This window comes from Brevibacterium epidermidis NBRC 14811 (assembly GCF_001570805.1).
Taxonomy (GTDB): domain Bacteria; phylum Actinomycetota; class Actinomycetes; order Actinomycetales; family Brevibacteriaceae; genus Brevibacterium; species Brevibacterium epidermidis.
This window is the reverse complement of record NZ_BCSJ01000018.1, coordinates 202,268-221,150: the sequence shown is the minus strand read 5'-3', so window position 1 is coordinate 221,150 and position 18,883 is coordinate 202,268. Positions and strand designations below refer to the sequence as shown.

Below are 18,883 nucleotides of genomic sequence, written 5' to 3'. Positions count from 1 at the left end.
GGATTCGACATGCTCGATGAGGAAACGATCGCGGCCATCGCCGACGATCTCGCGGGAGCGGAGCGGACAGGAAAGAAGATCGGTCTGCTCACCGCGAAGTACCCGGATATGACCGTCGAGGACTCCTACGCGGTCCAGAACGAATGGCGCCGTCGCGGTGAAGCCGCCGGTCGTCGGCTCTATGGCCACAAGATCGGCCTGACGTCGAAGCCGATGCAGCAGGCCACGGGCATCACCGAACCCGACTACGGGGCGATCTTCGCCGACCAGGTGTACGACACCGGGTCCGTGATCGACCATTCGCAGTATTCGGGCGTGCGCATCGAAGTCGAACTCGCCTTCGTGCTGCGCGAGGAGCTGCGCGGGCCCGACGTCAGTCTCTTCGACGTCCTCCGCGCCACCGAGTACGTCGTTCCCGCACTCGAGGTCCTGTCCTCGCGCATCGAGATGGAGGGGCGCACGATCGTCGACACCATCTCGGACAATGCGGCACTGGGTGCGATGGTCCTCGGCGGACGACCGGTCGCCGTCGACGCCGTCGACCTGCGTCGGGTGAACGCTCTGCTCTATCGCAACGAGACCATCGAGGACTCCGGAGTCGCCGCCGCCGTACTCGACCATCCGGCCCGCGGAATCGTGTGGTTAGCCAACAAGCTCGCCGAACACGGCGACGTCCTGCAGGCCGGAGAGACCGTGCTCGCCGGATCGTTCACCCGCCCCATGTGGGTCCATCCCGGCGACACCGTCCACGCCGACTACGGAGAGCTGGGAGTCATCACATGCCGTTTCGAGTAGAACTGCCGCAGACCTTCTCAGACCGTGTGACCGGACTCGGCGATGGCGAGTACCTGGCCGGGATGTGGGTGTGCTCGGGTTCGCCCGTGGCCGCCGAGATCGCCGCCGCCTCGGGAATGCAGTGGGTGCTCATCGACGCCGAGCATTCTCCGATCGGACTCGAGACGACGACGAGTCTGCTGCGCGCGATGAACGGCTACCCGGCGACCCCCGTCGTGCGGGTGCCGGTGAATGATCGTGTGCTCATCAAGCAGTACCTCGACCTCGGCGCGCAGAATCTGCTCGTGCCGATGGTCGATACGAAATCCGACGCCGAGGCGGCAGCGGCGGCCGTCCATTATCCGCCGAAGGGTGTGCGCGGAGTCGGTTCGGCCCTGGCCAGGGCCTCCCGGTGGAACGCCGTGGACGGGTACCTGGGGCGCGCCGAGGAATTCGTGTCCCTGACCGTGCAGATCGAATCGGCGACCGCGGTCGACAATGCCGCCGAGATCGCCGCGGTCGACGGAATCGACCAGATCTTCGTCGGGCCCTCCGACCTGGCCGCGTCGATGGGTCTGCTCGGCCAGCAGACCCATCCGGACGTCACCGATGCGGTGGCGCGGACGTTCGAGGCGGTGAAGGCCGCCGGCAAACCGGTCGGAGTCAATGCCTTCGACCCCGACCAGGCACGAAAGTACCTGGAGGCCGGAGCGTCCTTCGTCCTCGTCGGTGCCGATGTCGGTCTGATGATGAACGGTGCCCGCGCCTGGGCCGACACCTGGGTTCAGGGCTGAGCACACGTCACCCCCGACCGCGCGTCTGCGGTCGGGGGTGAGGTGTATTCATAGGGTGTTTCACTCCTTGTCGCGGCGGCTGCCGGAGATCAGCAGGATCGTTGAGCCGAGCCCGAGGAGGACGATGCCCAGACCGATGAGCATTCCGTTTCCGGTTGTGCCGGTGCGAGGCAGCTCGGGGGCCGGGGCCGCCGGTGTCTCGGGCGCCGCGGGAGTTTCTGCGACCGGTTCGGCCGGTAGGGTCTCGGGCTTCTCCGGGGACTCGGGAGCCTCAGGCTGTTCCGGCGGAGCCGGCGGTGTGCTTGGCTCCTCTGGTGGTGCCGGGGGAGTGGACGGCATCTCCTCGGGCGGACGATGCACGGTTTCGGCCGGGACGCCCCAGTCGCTCGTCCACGCCTTATTGACGTCGCTGCCCTCGATCGTCGTCACATAGGTGACCCAGCCGACGGGCATGTCGATCGGCTCCGTGCTGATCTCGACGTGGCCCTTCTCGTCGGCGATGACGGTGAAGTCCTGCACGGACAACTCCGTGCCGGCGGTCTCCTTCGACTGCTCGGGTTCGGTCTCCACATGGTAGGCGGTGATGGTGAGGACGGCTTCGGAACCCGGCCGCAGACCGGTCACGGCCACCTCGTCGTGGGTCGATGTGCCCTCAAGGACCGCCTCGGTGTCGGCGGTCGGGGTCCACGGGACGAATCCGGTCTCACGAGGTTGGCCGTGGATTCCCTTCCATTCCTTCGTCGACGTGTCCCCGGCGATCGTCTCGGTGAAGTACAGCCAACCGCGGAAGTCCTCGGGCACGGTGACCTCACCGGATGTGTGGGTGCCGTTGCCGACATCCTTCGAGGTCACGGACGCGATTTCGCGTGCATCATCGTTCTTCGTGCCCTGCTTCGGGGCCGTCGCGGTCTGCCACAGTGTGTGTTCGACGGTGACGGTGTGGTCGCCGATGAGGCCGGAGACGGTGAACTCGTCGGTGACCGTCTCACCCGGCGTCGGCGTCTGGTCGGAGATCTCGGTGGTCACCTTCGGTTGGGAGCTGAGCTCCAGCGACGCCTTGTCCGTGACGGAGTCGGGAGTGTCCGGGGTGACGACTCGCTGTACCCGCGTGCCGGAGGTCGGTTCGAAGACTCGCACGGTCTGCGGAGCGACCTTCGCCGAGGCGGTCACTGACAGAGTGCCGGGCGCGCTCGCCTGCAGCGTTGTGATCACTGGCTCTTTGCCCGTGGTCAGGGCCGTCGGTGCCTTCGTCGTGCCGGCAGTCTTCAGCGCGATGGGAACGTCGGGGACCTGGGCTCCCGATGCACTGGTCAGCGAGACCGTCAGCGTCGCCTCGTCGGTGGGCGTGCCGAGGATCTTCGGTTTGTCGGGGCTATCCTTGTCGGCGCTGCGGTCGTTGTCCTTGGAGTCGGAGGCCCAGGAATCAGGAGAAGGAGCGGACTCCGGGGCGGTGTGAGGTTCGAGCACAGGCATGCGCAGCACCGGTTCGAGGCTGATGTCGAGAGTGTATGGCCCGGCGAACTTCTTCGCCTCGGCGAGGATCGTCGAGTACTTCTTCGCGGCCGCTTCGAACTTTGTGCCTAGGTCAGCCGGTTTCTGCGGCGGCACTGTGTGATCGTGGGGGAGCGCTTTGTCGAGGCGGGCCATCGCGCTCAGCGCCGCCTGCACGTCCTTTGACTTCGATCCCGCGTACTCGTGCAGTGCCCACGCCGTGCGGGCCGAGGTGACCGTGTCAGCCTTCGCTCCCTTGAAGTACTTCGGCAGCGGAGACTTCTTCCCCGCATCGATGCAGTAGGAGGAGGTGTCAGGGAAAGTCCGGTAGGAGCCGTACCAGGTCTTGCCCTGTTTCGCGTGGTGCCAGATGCCTGGCCCGTAGGCGTTGGGAGCGGTGAGTACCGGAACCTCGCCGAGGCTGACCGGTGGTCCCGCTGCCATGGCTGGTCCCAGCCCGATGAGCGAAGCGACTGTGAGGACGGTGAGGAGCAGTGCGGTGCGCAGCGATGCGAGTCTGAGAGTAGTCATGGACCGATTCGACACGGGGCGATTCCCAGCGGGATAGGGGTGTTCGAAGGCCTGTGGATACTGCTTTGAGTATCCACAGGATGTGACGTGTGAGTGGGCGTCGTGGTGGCTGACGCTGAGTGGGCGAGTGATTTGGAAGGGCAACGCTATTCGGACGGGCAATGTGAGGGTTCGGGCCGTTGAGCGATGGCTGCGGGCGTAGAAGAGGCTGTGTCTGCGGCCTGACACAAGACCGACCCAGGGTTGAAGAATTCGCGATTGTCCACACCTGAAAATGATCGAGTGGGGTTCGGGAGGTCGTCTGCAGAACGTGGCAGTCGGCTGAAGTGTTGCTGGACGGATACATGACGAGGCCGTTCACGGAGGGCTTGGACTCTAGACTGAGGTGAGCGAAATTTCCCCCAATGCAGAAGGACGAGCTATGTCGGCACAGAACGGTCCCGGTTCGCAGAGACCGCAGCCGCCCCAGGTGCAGGGCCCACCGAACCCGAACGTTCCCCCTGCCCACGGCCAAGTGCCACAGCAGGGTCAGGTGCCGCCGCAGAATCAGCAACAGCCGAATCATGACCGGTTCCGGCCACGGCCGCAGGGGTCACAGCCCCAGCAACCGCCTATGCCGGGACAGAATCCGCAGCTGGCGCCCGGTCGACCCATGCCGCCGCAGGGCCAGCCGATGCCGCCGCAAGGTCAGCCGATGCCGCCGCAAGGTCAGCCGATGCCGCCGCAAGGTCAGCCGGTCGTGCAGGGACAGCCACAGCAGATGCGGCCGGCACCCGGCCAACCAATGCAGCCTCAGGGCCAGCCGATGATGCAGGGCCAGCCCATGCCCGGTCAGCCGGTGATGTATGCGCCTCCGGTGCAGGCTCGTGTCTACGCCCAGCCGCGGTTTGCGCCGACGGTGACGCAGGAGATGCGGATCCGCGCAGGCATGCAGGCGCCCCAACAGGTCGTCACCGACACTCCCTGGACCGGAGCCGTACGGAAAGCACAGCCGGAGACCGAACCTGAATCGACGGGCAACATCGTCCGGCTTGTTGCCGCGATCCTCGTTCTCGTGGGGCTCGTCTTCGGACTGATAATCCTCGCCGTGCTTGGTGGACTGAGCTTCGGTGTCCGACTGTTCGCACTCATCGGACTCTCGGCCGTCCCGCTGATCGGCATCATCGCCTATGTGCTCTGGCTCGATCGCTGGAGACCGCAGCCGAAGCTCCTTCTGGGCATCTGTCTCCTCTGGGGTGCCGTCGCCGCGGTTATCCTCACCCTTGTCTTCTCCATCGCCGGCGAGATAGCGCTCGTCCTCGCCGGGTTCCAAGGCGTGCCCAGCCTTGTCGGAACGGTCATCCAGGCTCCGATCCTCGAAGAAACGATGAAGACCGTTCTCCTCTTGGTCATCGTTCTTGCCGCTCGACGCTACTTCGAAGGCCCACTCGATGGCCTCGTCTACGGTGCTCTCATCGGCGCCGGGTTCGCCTTCACCGAGAACATCCTCTACCTCGGCGGAGCCTGGAACGAGGGCCAGGTCGAGGGTCTGATGGAACTCTTCGTGGTGCGGTGCCTGTGCGCCCCGCTTCTGCACACGACGTTCTCGACGGCCGCCGGTGTGTCGATCGGTCTTGCCGCTCGGAAGTGGGCTTGGTGGACGACTATCCTCATGTGGCTGCCGGGGCTGCTCATCGGCATGACTCTGCACGGTCTGTGGAACGGTTCGATGGTGCTGCTGGCCTTTATCGATCAGGAGATCACCCACAATGAGATCGTCTCCCGCGTCGGGATGATCGTCCTCAGTCTCATCTACTCCGCCGCCTGGGTCACGCTCAGCCTCATCCTGCGACGCAGCGAACGCATGCACACCCAGAACATGCTCGGCGACTATGCGAACTCCGGCTGGCTCACCCACGCCGAGGTCGACATGCTCGGCACCTGGAAGGGCCGGAAGAACGGCCGCGACTGGGCGAAGTCGTTCCCCGGCGGCAAGGAGGAGATGAAGACCATGATCCGCACCTCCGGAAAGCTGTCGACGACGCGGATGCGTGTGCTCGCCGGAATCGGCGGAGAACAGGAACGCAAGATCGAACGGGCCGAACTCAAACAGTTCACTGACGCCCGCGAACGTCTGCTTGCCGCCTCCAAACAGACAGTGCGGTAAGTTCCAGCGGTGACAGTTCTCGACATCCTCCTCATCGTCCTCGGTATCGGGGCGCTCTTCGCCGGCTTCCGCCAGGGCATCATCACGGCCCTCGGAACCGCGGCCGGCTTCATCGTCGGCTGGATCCTCGGGCGCCTGCTCTCCCCACTCGTCGAATCCTTGAGCGCCGGCACCGATGTCATGGACAACTCCGGCGTGATCATGTTGCTGGCTTCGATGCCGCTTGTCCTGAGTGTCCTCTTCGCCTTCGCCGGAAGCGGCATCGGCGCGTGGATCAAGCACAATATGGACTCTGACCTCGGTCAGGGTATTGACGCCGTCGGCGGCACCGCCACCGCCGGAATCGTCTATGTCCTCGTCATCTGGCTCGCCGCCGGGTTCATCCGCACCACTCCGCTCGTCGAACCCAACCGCTGGGTTGCCGACTCCACGGTCATCGCTTCGATCGACCGCACCATTCCCTACTCCTCTCAGAACGCACTCGGCGGACTGGCGAAGGGACTGAGCGCCTCCGGATTCCCACAGGTGTTCTCCGGCCAACCCGAACAGATCCGCGGAGTCGGAGAACCCGACGAGGGCATGGTCGACGTCGGACGCAGCGTCGAGGACTCGGTCGTCAAGATCACGACGACGGCCACCAGCTGCGCCGCGGGTTCGGAAGGCTCCGGCTTCGTCTATGAGGACGGACTCGTCGCCACCAACGCCCACGTCGTGGCCGGATCTACCGAGCTGGCCGTGCAGGTCGGAGGCAAAGGCCGGCCGTACCACGCAGAGGTCGTCGAATTCGATGCCGAAGCCGACGTGGCCGTGCTCCGGGTCCCGGGACTCGATGCACCAGCCCTCGACTTCGGGAACGGGCTCGGACCCGGTGATGACTCCGTCGTCGTCGGATTCCCCGCAAACGGTCCCTATACGATCTCACCGACCCGCGTGCGGGAGAAGATCAACGCTCGCGGTCTCGATATCTACGACTCGCAGTCGGTCGTCCGGGAAGTCTATGCACTGCGTGGAATCGTCCGGGAAGGCAATTCGGGCGGCCCGCTTATCGATGACGATGGAAACGTCGTCGGAATGGTCTTCGCTCGTTCGGCAACGGATGACGAAACCGGCTACGCGCTCACCCGAGCCGAGATCGCCGATGAACTCGAAGCCGGTGCCTCAGAGCGCGCACCGCAGCCGACGGGTCAGTGTACGAACTGAAACCCGTGCACGAACTGACCCCGACTACTTGAGGTCGAGACCGGCGAGGACTGCGCGGTGGTCACTCGATCCGCGTTCGAGCACCTCGTCGGAGGTGGCGTCGAAACCGCGGTAGAGGACATGGTCGAGCCGAGTGACAGGGAACTTGGCCGGCCAGGTGAAGCCGAAGCCGCCTCGGGCCTCTTCCCTCGAATCCTTGAGCGGCGGAACCAGGGTCTCCATATTGTTGTCCGTCGACGCTGTGTTGAAGTCACCGGCGATGATGACATGCTCGGCGCCGTCGGTCTCCACCGTCGTGGACAACCGGCGCAGAGCGGCGTTGCGCATCGATTCGTGCCCCGGACGCACCGAAGGCATATGCACGGCATAAAAGCGGACGTCACCGTGATCGGTCGAGATCGTGGTCGCAAAGGCGCGCGGCCACTGCAGGCCGAGGTCGACCTCCTCGGGCTCCGACATCGGCCACTTAGACCACACGCCGATGGTGTCGACGACCTGGGAATGCTCGAACGAGGAGTCGAGTTCCTTGTGGATGATCTTGCCCGACAGCGACTCGAGCTCCTGGATCGTGACGATGTCCGGATCGCGGTCGACGATGTTCTGGGCGGCGGCAGTGGGCTGCGGCATCCGCGCCCCCACATTGTGAGTGGCCACCGTCAGGTCCGGATCACCGGAATCCTCATTCGGCAACAGGGCGGGCCCGAACATCCCCGTCCACACCAGAGCGGGCACGAGGAATCCGATGGCCGAGAGCCACGAGAAGCGGATGAGGAACATGAGCAGCACGAGCGCGAGGAAGACTCCCGTCCACGGAAGCACCGATTCGAGGATGAGCGCGATGCCCATCCGCGTCGGCAGCAGATTGTGGAGGAGCAGGAAAGCCGCATAGAGGATCCCGAAGATCAATGCGGTGATGCCCTTGGCCGGGCTGTGCTTTCTGCGCGGTGTGGAATATGCCTGGTTCATCGATCAACGATCTTAACCGGGAAGTCTGGCCCCACGCTGGATGCCCATTGCGACGAGGCTCACAGCCGCACTGCATCAACGACGCGCCGTCGCACTCCACACAGTCACATCGGGGTGGGTGTCGTAGCGATATCCCGAACCCCTCATCGTGCGCACCACGGAGGCATATTCGCCGAGGCGGCGCCGCAGTCGGCGGATGTGGACGTCCACGGTGCGTTCGTCCGGAACCTCGCCGCCGGACCACACCGCTGTGATGAGGTCCTCACGGGGGAGGGTCTCATCGGCGTGGGAGACGAGGGTGGCGAGAAGATCGAATTCCTTCGTCGTGACATCGACGAGGTCGCCGTCGATGCGGACTTCGCGGCGGGGGATGTCGATGCGCAGGCGTTCGCCGGCCGCCTGGGTGTAGGTGTCGCCGGCCCGTCCGCCGAATCCGCGGGGTGCGGGGGCCGCCGGTGCGTTGTCCTCGCGCAGTGCCGGCGGGTGGATGCGGTTGGGAATGCGCGAACGCACGGGGCCGTGAGTCGCAGCCGGTGCACCGGTCGCGGCGGGGGAGCCGTTGGCCACGGCTCGCACGGCGTCGATATCGCTGCCGCGGCCTTCCGGCGCCAGGGCGATGACGGCCTGGGTCTCGGCCTGGCTGGCCAGTTCCTTGGCGTAGGCCTGCAGCTCAGCGGCGATCGCGGAGAGGTTCGTGCCGTCGGCTGCGGCCTTGGACTCGTCGAGTCCGATGTAGACGATGATTCCGCGAGCGGCCTTCGGCGAGGGGACGACGCCGGCAGGTCCGAAGGTGTGCGGTGCGTTTTGCGGGTCGACTGCGCTCAACCTGGCTCCTGCACGTCGAGTGGCCACTGCGCTGCGTGGGTGGACGTAGGCGGGTTCTTGATTCGGCATAGCTGTCCTTTGCTCCGACCATCGGGTCGATATGACTGGAAGAGTCCGCTGCTTGAGTGAACTCGTTCGAGGCCGGACAGCGGGAGTACGATCACCGACCACGAACGCAGGGCATACACATGTGTGCGCCCGGCATTCGCATCTGATGGATCGTCGAAGTCATGGCTTCATTATTTGTCATAAAGCGAAGGCGCTGCAATGAAAGCGCCGAAAATGAGACGACTGTGACGAATTGTGACGAAACGACTGGGTCCCGCCGTGTCTTCTCAGTCGACGATTCCGTACATCCGGTCGCCGGCATCGCCGAGTCCGGGCACGATGTAGCCCTTCTCATTGAGCTTCTCGTCGAGCGCAGCCGTGTACACCTTCACCTCGGCAGAATCGCTAAAGTCGCGCTCGATGCGCTGGACGCCCTCGGGGGCGGAGACGAGGCACACGGCAGTGACGTCACGGGCGCCGCGAGCGAGCAGGAAGTCGATGGCCATGGCCAGGGTGCCGCCGGTGGCGAGCATCGGATCGACGACGAAGATCTGCCGACCGGTGAGATCATCGGGCAGACGGTCGGCGTAGGCGCTGGGTTCGAACGTCGTCTCGTCGCGGACCATTCCGAGGAAGCCCACCTCGGCAGTGGGGAGGATGCGCAGCATTCCGTCGAGCATGCCGAGGCCGGCGCGCAGGATCGGGACCACGACGGGGCGGGGTTCAGCGATGCGGGTGCCGGTGGTTCTCGTCACCGGGGTCGAGATCTCCTTGTCCTCGACGGCCACCGACCGGGTCGCCTCGTAGGCCAGCAGCATGACGAGCTCTTCGGTGAGCTGTCGGAAGCGAGCGGAATCCGTGTTCGCATCGCGCAGAGCGGTGAGTTTGTGGGCGATGAGCGGGTGATCGGCTACGTGAAGATGCATACCCCAAATGGTACGGGAGAACTCGACGTCTCCGGCAGTGGTCAACGCGGGGCGAAGCGTTCACAATGGAGGCATGTCGTACTTCACTGAGATCCTGGCCGATTCCGGCGATGGCTTCCGCGCCCTCGATGTCGACGTCCGTGACGCGAACGACCTCGACGACCTCGTCGATATGATGCGTTCGGCCGCCGGTGATGACGGAGAGGCCGTGGCCGTCATCGAGCACGAAGACGAATGGTTCGGGCTCGTGCGCCTGTGCAGCAACAACGAGGTCAAGATCTTCCTCTCCGATCTCGCCGCCGTGGAGGCGAGCCCGTTCGCAGAGATCTTCGCTGACTTCCTCGACTCCCGTCCTGACGCCTACGACGCCGAGCCCGAAGAGGACTTCGGTGCCGAGGACGACGAGGGCACGATCGCCGAGGACGACGACGATGACGAGGGGGTCGAGATGCTCGAATTCGACGCCGACGCCGAATGGGGCGGAGACGCCGATATCTACTCCGACCGCGGAGTCCCCGCCGCCACCCTGATCGACCAGGTCGAAAGCTATCGATCCGACCCCGCCCGCGTCGTCGCCCACGTCGGTGAGACCGTCGGCTTCGCCGATCAGCTCGAGGCCGCCCGCTGAACGCTGAGTGGATGGGCCATGCCCTCGCCGAGGCGGCCCTTGCCCCCGCTCATGACGACGTTCCCGTCGGGGCCGTGGTCATCGACGAGACCGGGGAGATCATCGGGCGCGGTCACAACCGGCGCGAGGTCGACTCTGACCCGCTCGGCCACGCCGAGCTCATTGCGATCTCCGCAGCCGCCTCGGCGAAGGGGCAGTGGCGACTCGACGGCTGCACCCTCGTCGTCACCCTGGAACCCTGCGCGATGTGCGCCGGAGCCATCGTCGGCTCCCGGCTCGACCGGGTCGTCTTCGGCGCCTTCGACGACAAGGCCGGGGCCGTCGGCTCGATGTGGGACCTGCTGCGCGACCGTGCTTCACTCCATCATCCGGAGGTGACCTCGGGCGTCCGCGCGGAGGAGAGTCAGACCCTGCTGAGGGAGTTCTTCGCGGCCAAACGGTGACGTGTCCCAGCTCACGGCGAACCGATTTGGACGCGGAAAGTCCACCGCTGTACAGTTGTCGGCGGTGGCGTGTCCGAGCGGCCGAAGGTGCAACACTCGAAATGTTGTGTAGGGCAACCCCCTACCGTGGGTTCAAATCCCACCGCCACCGCCAAGGGAAACCCCTGGTCAGACGATTCTGATCAGGGGTTTCTTCTGCCCGGTCGAGAGATGGCATCGGCGCTGGCAGAGGTGTGATGATTGACACACCAGGGTCGAGCGGCAAGACTTGCTCGATGAAACAGAAATAGTTTTCCATGATGTGGAAAATTTTGTTCGGCAAAAGGCCGAGACCTGCCTGTTTCATTGCGCATGTTCAAGGCGCAGGGTCGACGACGATGATGTCGCCGGCTGACCAAATCGAACAACCTGAGGTGGTCCATGAAAATGGCTGACAATGACCAAGCGGTGAAGACCGCATCCTCGAGACCGGGGCTTCTCGACAGATTCTTCGAAATCACCCAACGTGGGTCGACGATCAAGCAGGAGATCCGCGGAGGCATCGTCGCCTTCGTCGCGATGGCCTATATCGTCGTCCTCAATCCGCTCATCCTCGGCGGCTCCCAGGACATCGCCGGTGACAGCCTCGACTTCGCCCAGCTGACCGCGGTCACCGGGCTCGTCGCCGGCGTCATCACGATCCTCTTCGGCGTCGTCGCCCGACTGCCCTTCGGGCTGGCAGCAGGCCTGGGGATGAACAGCTTCCTCGCCGTCTCCGTCGTCCAGGACGTCACCTGGGCCGATGCGATGGGGCTCGTGATCATCAACGGCATCATCATCGTCGTCCTCGGTGCCACGGGCATCCGCACCGCGATCTTCAACGCCGTCCCGCACGCGCTGAAGATCGCCATCACTGTGGGCATCGGACTCTTCATCGCCTTCATAGGCTTCGTCAATGCAGGCTTTGTCACGCGTACCCCGGCCGGACCTCCCGTCCAGCTGGGCCAGGACGGATCGATCGGATCCCTGCCGACGCTGGTCTTCGTCTTCGCGCTCGTGCTCATCGGCATCCTCGTCGCGCGGCGGATTCCCGGCGGCATCCTCATCGGCATCATCGTGGCCACGGTCGCCGCAATCATCATCCAGGCGTTCGCGAAGCTCGGCACCGTTGGCGACCCCGTCGATCCGGACCCGCTGGGCTGGAACCTCGCCGCTCCGGAATTCCCGCAGCAGGTCGTCGCCCTTCCCGACTTCGGTCTCATCGGCGCCTTCGACCTCTTCGGCGGATTCCAGCACATCGGCGTCCTCGCGGCCACGATGCTCGTGTTCACCCTCGTGTTCACGAACTTCTTCGACGCCATGGGGTCGATGACCGGACTGGCTCGTCAGGCCGGACTGCAGACCGACGACGGAATGTTCCCGCGCATCCGCGGAGCCTTCATCGTCGAAGGTCTCGGTGCGGTCTTCGGCGGCGCCGCCTCGGGGTCGTCGAACACTGTCTTCGTCGACTCCGCGGCCGGAATCGCCGAGGGTGCACGGACCGGTCTGGCCGCCTGCATCACCGGTGTGCTGTTCCTGCTGTCGATGTTCTTCTCACCGCTCATCGCCGTCATCCCGATGGAAGCCGGAGCCGCAGCGCTCGTCGTCGTCGGAGCCATGATGGTCACGCAGATCCGTGAGATCGACATGAGCGACTTCCGCACCTCGCTGCCGGTCTTCCTCACCATGGTGACGATGCCGCTGACCTATTCGATCGCCAACGGAATCGGCGTCGGATTCATCTCCTGGGCACTCATCCACGCCATGAGCAACCGCGGCCGTCAGGTCCACTGGCTGCTGTGGGTCGTCTCAGCTGGATTCGTCCTGTACTTCGTTCGCGGCCCGATTTCGGCTATCTTGGGGGCATGAGAACAATGGTTGGACACTCAGCTTGGGGGAAGGGTCAGATCGCCCACGGGGCCTGACCTGCGGGGACACCTCGTCCCCTGATTCCGCGTTCTTCTGCGCTGTTCGCATGGATAACCAGAAGCTCGAAGAACGAAGCAAATTGTTCCAACCATGCACTGTGCGCCTCAGTGACGAGGCGCGGGAGGTGTGAAGTGCGATGTCCGCAGCGACAACGGACCAGTCAACTGCCGAAGTGACAATCAACGGGACCGTCCGCGAGTTCGACGGCCCACCCCATACGAATGCGCTGGACTTCCTGCGCGGTCAAGGACTGACCGGAGCGAAGGAAGGCTGCGCCGAAGGCGAATGCGGGGCCTGCGCGATCATGGTCGCCCGCCCCGACGAATCCGGCGGAACCCGCTGGACCTCAGTGAATTCCTGCCTGCTGCCGGCGGCAGCCCTCGACGGGGGAGAGGTCGTGACCTCCGAAGGTCTGGCCGATGGAGACTCCGTCCACCCCGTCCAGGAAGAGATGGCCGTGCGCGGCGGATCCCAATGCGGATACTGCACCCCCGGCTTCATCTCCTCGATGGCCGCCGAATACTACCGCCCCGACCGTTGCGAGGACGGCTTCGACCTCCACTCCCTGTCCGGCAACCTGTGCCGCTGCACCGGCTACCGCCCCATCCGCGATGCCGCGAACGCGCTGGGACAGCCGGCCGCAGACGATCCCCTGGCCGCCCGCCGTGACCGCCCGGCCCCGGCCGCAGCGGCCACCGATTATCAGCGGGCCGACACCGCCACAGGAACGATCGGTCGTTACCGTCGTCCCTCCACCCTCGCCGAGGCGGTCTCCATCCTCTCCGCCGATCCCGAGGTCACCGTCGTGGCCGGGGCCACCGACTGGGGTGTCGAGGTCAACATCAAGGGAGCTCGTGCGAAGAACATCCTCGCCGTCGACCGACTCGAGGAGATGCGCGGAATCCGTCGCACCGCCGACTTCATCGAGCTCGGCGCCTCCCAGACCCTGTCCGAACTCGAACGTGAACTCTCCGGCAGCATCCCGCTGCTGGGCAAGCTGTTCCCGCAGTTCGCCTCTCGCCTCATCCGCAACGGGGCGACCATCGGCGGCAACCTCGGCACGGGTTCGCCCATCGGCGATACCCCGCCGGCCCTGCTCGCCCTCGAAGCCGAACTCGTGCTCACCTCGGTGCGCGGGTTCAGGACCGTGGCGTTGGCCGACTACTTCACCGGATACAGGCAGACGGTGCGTGAGGCCGATGAGCTCATCACCGCCATCCGCATCCCGTTGCCGCTCTCGCCGCTGACGTCGTTCCAGAAGATCGCGAAACGTCGCTTCGACGACATCTCCTCGGTGGCGATCGGCTATGCCGTCGACATCCAGGACGGTGTGATCGCGAAGGCCCGGATCGGCCTCGGCGGAGTCGCGGCGACCCCGCTGCGCGCCACCGCCACCGAAGCCCTGCTCGAAGGCCGGCCGTGGAACCTGGAGACCGTGCATGCGGCAGCCGAGACGCTGGCCGCCGAAGGCACTCCGATGGACGACCACCGGGCGAGTGCGAAGTACCGGACCGCCATGTTGCGGTCCTCCCTCGAACGCTTCTACGCCGAGCAGCTCGGCCACCCGGCCGTGACCAGCAAGGAGGTCCAGTGATGAGCCAGCTCTCCCAGCGCCCCGCCGACCCGGTCGTCGGCGAACGCCACCACCACGAAAGCGCCTTCGGTCACGTCACCGGATCCGCGCTCTACACCGATGACCTCATCGGACGTCTCACCGGGGTCCTCCACGCCTTCCCCGTGCAGTCGACGACCGCGCACGGCCGCCTCAGCGCCATCGATATCGAACCCGCCTATGCGGTGCCCGGAGTCGTCAAGGTCATCACGGCCGCCGATATCCCCGGCGTCAACGATCAGGGCGTCAAGCACGATGAGCCGATGCTGCCGGTCGACGAGATCATGTTCTTCGGCCAGCCCCTGGCCTGGGTGCTCGCCGAGGATCTCGAAGCCGCGAAGGAAGGCGCTGCGGCCGTCACCGCCGAGTTCGAGGAACTGCCGTCGCTGGTGACCGTGCGCGATGCCATCGCCGCCGACAGCTACCACGGAAAGCCCTTGTCGATCGACAAGGGCGAGGTCGACTCCGCGTTCGCCGATGCCGCTCATGTCTTCGAAGGCGAATTCGAGTTCGCCGGTCAGGAGCACTTCTACCTCGAGACGCAGGCCTGCCTGGCGCATGTGGATGAGAACGAACAGGTCTTCATCCAGTCCTCGACCCAGCATCCCACCGAGACTCAGGACATCGTCTCCCATGTCCTCGGAGTGCCCGCCCACGAGGTGACCGTCCAGTGCCTGCGCATGGGCGGAGGCTTCGGCGGCAAGGAGATGCAGCCTCATGGCTACGCAGCCCTGGCAGCGCTCGGTGCGAAGCTCACGGGCCGGCCGGTGCGACTGCGCCTCGACCGCACCCGGGATATCACCATGACCGGCAAGCGGCATGGATTCCACTCGTCGTGGAAGATCGGATTCACCGAGGAGGGGAAGATCCTCGCCCTCGATGCGACGCTGACCGCGGACGGCGGGTGGAGCCTCGACCTCTCCGAGCCGGTGCTCACCCGCGCCATGTGCCATATCGACAACGCCTACTGGGTGCCCAACATTCGGGTCACCGGCCGCATCGCCAAATGCAATAAGACCTCGCAGACTGCCTTCCGGGGATTCGGCGGCCCGCAGGGCATGCTCGTCATGGAAGACATCATCGGACGCGTCGCCCCCAAACTGGGACTGAGCGCCCGTGAGCTGCGCCGCCGGAACTTCTACGCGCAAGGTCAGGACACTCCCTACTATCAGCCGGTGCGTCATCCCGAGCGGATCGGGGCGTGCTGGGACCAGCTCATCTCCCAATCCGATCTGGAGGCCCGCGAGGCTGAGATCGAAGCGTTCAACTTGAGCCACGAGCACATCAAACGAGGACTGTCGATCACTCCGGTGAAGTTCGGGATCTCGTTCAACCTCACCGCCTTCAACCAGGGCGGAGCGCTCGTGCTCGTGTACAAGGACGGATCCGTCCTCGTCACCCACGGCGGCACCGAAATGGGGCAGGGACTGCATCAGAAGATGCTGCAGGTCGCGGCCACCACCCTCGGCGTGCCCCTGTCGACGGTGCGTCTGGCGCCGACGCGCACGGACAAGGTGCCCAACACCTCGGCGACGGCCGCGAGCTCCGGCTCCGACCTCAACGGCGGAGCGGTGAAGAACGCCTGCGACCAGATCCTCGACCGGCTGCGGCAGGTCGCCGCGGGCATCCTCGGTGCACCCGCCCATGAGGTGGAGATCTCACGAGGAATCGTCTCCGCACTGTCCTCAACGAAGACGGTGACCTGGGAAGAGCTGATCAACACCGCGTACTTCCAGCGCATCCAGCTCTCGGCCTCCGGTTTCTACCGCACCGAGGGACTGCACTGGAACCTGTCCCAGATGCGCGGCGAACCGTTCAAGTACTTCGCCTACGGGGCCGCGGTGTCCGAAGTCGAAGTCAACCGATTCGACGGCTCCTACACCCTGCGCCGCGTCGACATCGTCCACGACGTGGGAGACTCCCTGTCCCCGCTCATCGATCTCGGACAGATCGAGGGCGGCTTCATCCAGGGTGCCGGCTGGCTGACCCTGGAGGATCTGCGTTGGGACGAATCGGACAAGCCGAGCCGGGGACGTCTGGCCACACAGGCGGCGAGCACGTACAAGATCCCGAGCTTCTCCGAAGTCCCCGAGGTCTTCAACGTCACCTTCCTCGACAAAGCGCATGAAGAGGGAGCCGTGTACGGGGCGAAGGCCGTGGGCGAACCCCCGCTCATGCTCGCCTTCTCCGTCCGCGAAGCCCTGCGGGAGGCCGTGGGCGCCTTCGGTGGCCCCGGCCACAGCGTCGAACTCGCGTCCCCGGCCACACCGGAAGCAGTGTTCTGGGCGATCGAAGAAGCCCGCGGGCAGGACTCGGGGGCGGCCGCCTCGGCGAGGGAAGAACAACGAGTTCCGTCATGACCTGGATGGACACCGCAGCCGAGCTTCGCACAGCTCGGGTGCCGGCTGTCCTCATCACTCTCGCCGCGGTGCGTGGGCATGCCCCACGCGAGGCGGGAGCGAAGATGATCGCCACCGCCGATGACCTGTTCGGGACCATCGGCGGCGGCAATCTCGAGATGACGGCCCTCACCCGTGCCCGGGAACTGCTCGCCGAAAGGCAGGCGACCCCGGAGATGCTCACCCTGCGGCTCAACGACAAAGCCCCTGCCAAATACGGCAGACAATGCTGCGGCGGAGAGGTCACCATGCTCTTCGAACCCCTGCCCGTGCCCGCCTCGGTGGCGATCTTCGGCATCGGCAACATCGGACTCGAACTCACTCGGATCCTCGCCCGCCACGATCTCGACCTCACGGTCAGCGATTCGCGGCCGGAACAGCTCGAAGCGATCGACGATTTGGAGACCCCGGTGGCGCGGATCCGCTCCGAATTCGCCGTCGTCGGGGAAGAGGTGCTCACTGCGCTGCCGGCCGGCGCGCATGTGGTCATCATGACCCACGACCATGCCGAAGACCTGCACCTGTGCTCCGCGGCGCTGACCCGTGGCGACCTCGGCTCGGTCGGGCTCATCGGTTCGAACGCGAAATGGCAGCGATTCCGCAAGAACCTCGCCGCCGAAGACTTCGAGCCCGAAGCCATCGACACCATCCGCTGCCCGATCGGACTGCCCGACTTGCCGGGCAAAGCACCCGCGACGATCGCCGTGAGCGTCGCCGCGGACCTGCTCGGCCGCATGGGCTGAACACTTTCTGCTGCCTGACATCACTGACTCTAGGAGAACCACTGTGGTCATCTATCGTGCCCGCGTCTTCGATACGCCGGACAACCCATTCGCCGGGGGCCGGCTGCGCTCGGCCTCCGATATCGCACTCGTCGTCGACGACGGACTCATCACCTCACGCACCGACTTCGACACTGCCCGCACTGCGCACCCCGAGGCGCAAGTCGTCGACCTCCGCGATGGTGTGCTCATCCCCGGACTCGTGGACACCCACGTCCACCTGCCGCAGGTGCGAGCCATCGGCCACCTCGGGAAACCGCTGCTCGACTGGCTCGATCAGTGCGCCCTGCCCGAAGAGGCGAAGCTCGGGGATCCTGCCTACGCGGAAGCGGTGGCCGGAGAATTCCTCACGGGACTGATCTCGGCGGGGACCACCTCGGCGATGGTCTTCGGTTCGCACTTCGCCTCGGCCATGGACATCTTCTTCTCCGCCGCTGAAAAGTCGGGGCTGCGCATCACGTCCGGCCTGGTCACGGGCGACCGGAACCTGCCCGATGCGCTGCTCACCGACGTGGAGCGTTCGACCGAAGAGGGCCAGGCGCTCATCGACCGGTGGCACGGGAAGGGGCGGCTGCGGTACGCAGTGACTCCACGGTTCTCGTTCTCTGCAGGACCGGAGTTGCTGGCCGCCGGGGGGCGCCTCGTCGAGGAGAATCCGGGCATCTGGGTGACTTCGCATCTGAACGAGAATGTTGATGAGGTCGCCGGCGTAGCGGAGATCCATCCCGAGGCTCTCGACTACCTCGACACGTATGATCGGGCGGGACTCGTGGGGCGGCGCACTGTGCTTGCGCACAACGTCCATCCGCAGGATCGGGAGCTTGAGCGCATGGCCGAGGCCGGGTCCGTGGCCGCGCACTGTCCGACCTCGAACTCGGCTCTGGCCAGTGGTTTCTTCCCGCTGCGCCGGCATATCGAGGCAGGCGTTCGTGTGGCGCTGGGCACCGATGTCGGGGCGGGCACGGGCTTCAACCTGCTCAAGGAAGGGGTGCAGTCGTACTTCATGCAGCAGCTTGATCCGGCCGGGGGAGTGGCTTTGAACTCCGCGCATCTGCTCCATCTGGCGACCTCGGCCGGAGCTGAGGCGCTCGAACTCGACGAGGTCGGCGTGCTGAGCGAGGGCAAGCGCTTCGACGCCGTCCTCATCTGCCCGGCCGAGGGCCAGCCGCTTGACGTCGGCATCCGCCACGCCGCCGACGACGGGGACGCGCTGGCGAAGATCTTCGCCATGGGCACTCCCGCCGACATCGCCCAAGTCTGGGTCGACGGAAACCCCCTCCACCCCTAATTACTACCTGACGGCGGCCCAGCAACCTCGCGCGAGGTTGCTGGGCCGCCGTCACGTAGTTCTGAGACGAAGGTCTTGACGGG

General features: G+C 65.4%; 15 protein-coding genes and 1 tRNA gene. 12 read left to right on the top strand and 4 right to left on the bottom strand.

All coding sequences use genetic code 11. The features are described 5' to 3' along the window. Positions 1-9: 9 nt before the first annotated feature. Together BEP01S_RS15525 and BEP01S_RS15520 are read left to right on the top strand one after the other, a co-directional pair. Positions 10-795: a fumarylacetoacetate hydrolase family protein gene (locus BEP01S_RS15525; protein WP_062245067.1), complete on the top strand. Its 786-nt coding sequence runs from the start codon at positions 10-12 to the stop codon at positions 793-795. Continuing rightward, positions 780-1,568: an HpcH/HpaI aldolase family protein gene (locus BEP01S_RS15520; protein WP_062245065.1), complete on the top strand. Its 789-nt coding sequence runs from the start codon at positions 780-782 to the stop codon at positions 1,566-1,568. The genes BEP01S_RS15525 and BEP01S_RS15520 overlap by 16 nt, the downstream gene beginning before the upstream one ends. A gap of 60 nt (positions 1,569-1,628) precedes the next feature. Here the strand turns inward: BEP01S_RS15520 and BEP01S_RS17245 are convergent, their stop codons facing one another. Further along, positions 1,629-3,590 (bottom strand): LPXTG cell wall anchor domain-containing protein, encoded by a 1,962-nt coding sequence (locus BEP01S_RS17245; protein ID WP_062245063.1) that lies wholly within the window; start codon positions 3,588-3,590, stop codon positions 1,629-1,631. A gap of 613 nt (positions 3,591-4,203) precedes the next feature. On the opposite strand from BEP01S_RS17245, the gene BEP01S_RS15510 reads away from it, so the two are divergent. Beyond that, positions 4,204-5,736 carry a PrsW family intramembrane metalloprotease gene (locus BEP01S_RS15510; protein ID WP_157070590.1) on the top strand — a complete coding sequence of 511 codons (1,533 nt, stop codon included), beginning with the start codon at positions 4,204-4,206 and terminating at the stop codon, positions 5,734-5,736. Positions 5,737-5,745: 9 nt separating this feature from the next. Then, the gene (locus tag BEP01S_RS15505) at positions 5,746-6,936 is read left to right on the top strand and encodes a MarP family serine protease (protein ID WP_062245060.1); all 1,191 of its coding nucleotides are present in this window, start codon (positions 5,746-5,748) and stop codon (positions 6,934-6,936) included. Between the two features lie 24 nt (positions 6,937-6,960). Here the strand turns inward: BEP01S_RS15505 and BEP01S_RS15500 are convergent, their stop codons facing one another. The 3 genes from BEP01S_RS15500 to upp form a co-directional block, all read right to left on the bottom strand. Next, the gene (locus tag BEP01S_RS15500) at positions 6,961-7,902 is read right to left on the bottom strand and encodes an endonuclease/exonuclease/phosphatase family protein (RefSeq protein ID WP_062245057.1); all 942 of its coding nucleotides are present in this window, start codon (positions 7,900-7,902) and stop codon (positions 6,961-6,963) included. A 75-nt stretch (positions 7,903-7,977) separates the two neighbouring features. Continuing rightward, complete coding sequence (locus tag BEP01S_RS15495; protein ID WP_062245054.1) at positions 7,978-8,796, bottom strand: winged helix-turn-helix domain-containing protein; 819 nt, start codon at positions 8,794-8,796, stop codon at positions 7,978-7,980. Between the two features lie 266 nt (positions 8,797-9,062). After that, positions 9,063-9,701: a uracil phosphoribosyltransferase gene (gene upp / locus BEP01S_RS15490; RefSeq protein ID WP_039207917.1), complete on the bottom strand. Its 639-nt coding sequence runs from the start codon at positions 9,699-9,701 to the stop codon at positions 9,063-9,065. Between the two features lie 73 nt (positions 9,702-9,774). On the opposite strand from upp, the gene BEP01S_RS15485 reads away from it, so the two are divergent. The 8 genes from BEP01S_RS15485 to guaD all read left to right on the top strand — a co-directional run bounded on the left by BEP01S_RS15485 (position 9,775) and on the right by guaD (position 18,800). After that, the gene (locus BEP01S_RS15485; RefSeq protein WP_062245051.1) at positions 9,775-10,329 is read left to right on the top strand and encodes a tRNA adenosine deaminase-associated protein; all 555 of its coding nucleotides are present in this window, start codon (positions 9,775-9,777) and stop codon (positions 10,327-10,329) included. Positions 10,330-10,340: 11 nt separating this feature from the next. After that, complete coding sequence (locus BEP01S_RS15480; RefSeq protein WP_062245048.1) at positions 10,341-10,772, top strand: nucleoside deaminase; 432 nt, start codon at positions 10,341-10,343, stop codon at positions 10,770-10,772. Between the two features lie 63 nt (positions 10,773-10,835). Continuing rightward, positions 10,836-10,926: transfer RNA gene (locus tag BEP01S_RS15475), tRNA-Ser, on the top strand. A gap of 272 nt (positions 10,927-11,198) precedes the next feature. After that, positions 11,199-12,659 carry an NCS2 family permease gene (locus tag BEP01S_RS15470; RefSeq protein ID WP_062245045.1) on the top strand — a complete coding sequence of 487 codons (1,461 nt, stop codon included), beginning with the start codon at positions 11,199-11,201 and terminating at the stop codon, positions 12,657-12,659. 196 nt (positions 12,660-12,855) lie between these two features. Next, positions 12,856-14,313: a xanthine dehydrogenase small subunit gene (locus BEP01S_RS15465; RefSeq protein ID WP_062245042.1), complete on the top strand. Its 1,458-nt coding sequence runs from the start codon at positions 12,856-12,858 to the stop codon at positions 14,311-14,313. After that, positions 14,313-16,691, top strand: a complete 2,379-nt coding sequence (gene xdhB / locus BEP01S_RS15460; protein WP_062245039.1) for a xanthine dehydrogenase molybdopterin binding subunit — start codon at positions 14,313-14,315, stop codon at positions 16,689-16,691. Before BEP01S_RS15465 ends, xdhB begins: the two co-directional genes overlap by 1 nt. Beyond that, positions 16,688-17,473 carry a xanthine dehydrogenase accessory protein XdhC gene (gene xdhC / locus BEP01S_RS15455; protein WP_062245037.1) on the top strand — a complete coding sequence of 262 codons (786 nt, stop codon included), beginning with the start codon at positions 16,688-16,690 and terminating at the stop codon, positions 17,471-17,473. Before xdhB ends, xdhC begins: the two co-directional genes overlap by 4 nt. A 43-nt stretch (positions 17,474-17,516) precedes the next feature. Continuing rightward, positions 17,517-18,800, top strand: coding sequence for a guanine deaminase (gene guaD / locus BEP01S_RS15450; RefSeq protein ID WP_062245036.1), 1,284 nt, complete (start codon positions 17,517-17,519; stop codon positions 18,798-18,800). The last annotated feature ends 83 nt before the right edge of the window (positions 18,801-18,883 follow it).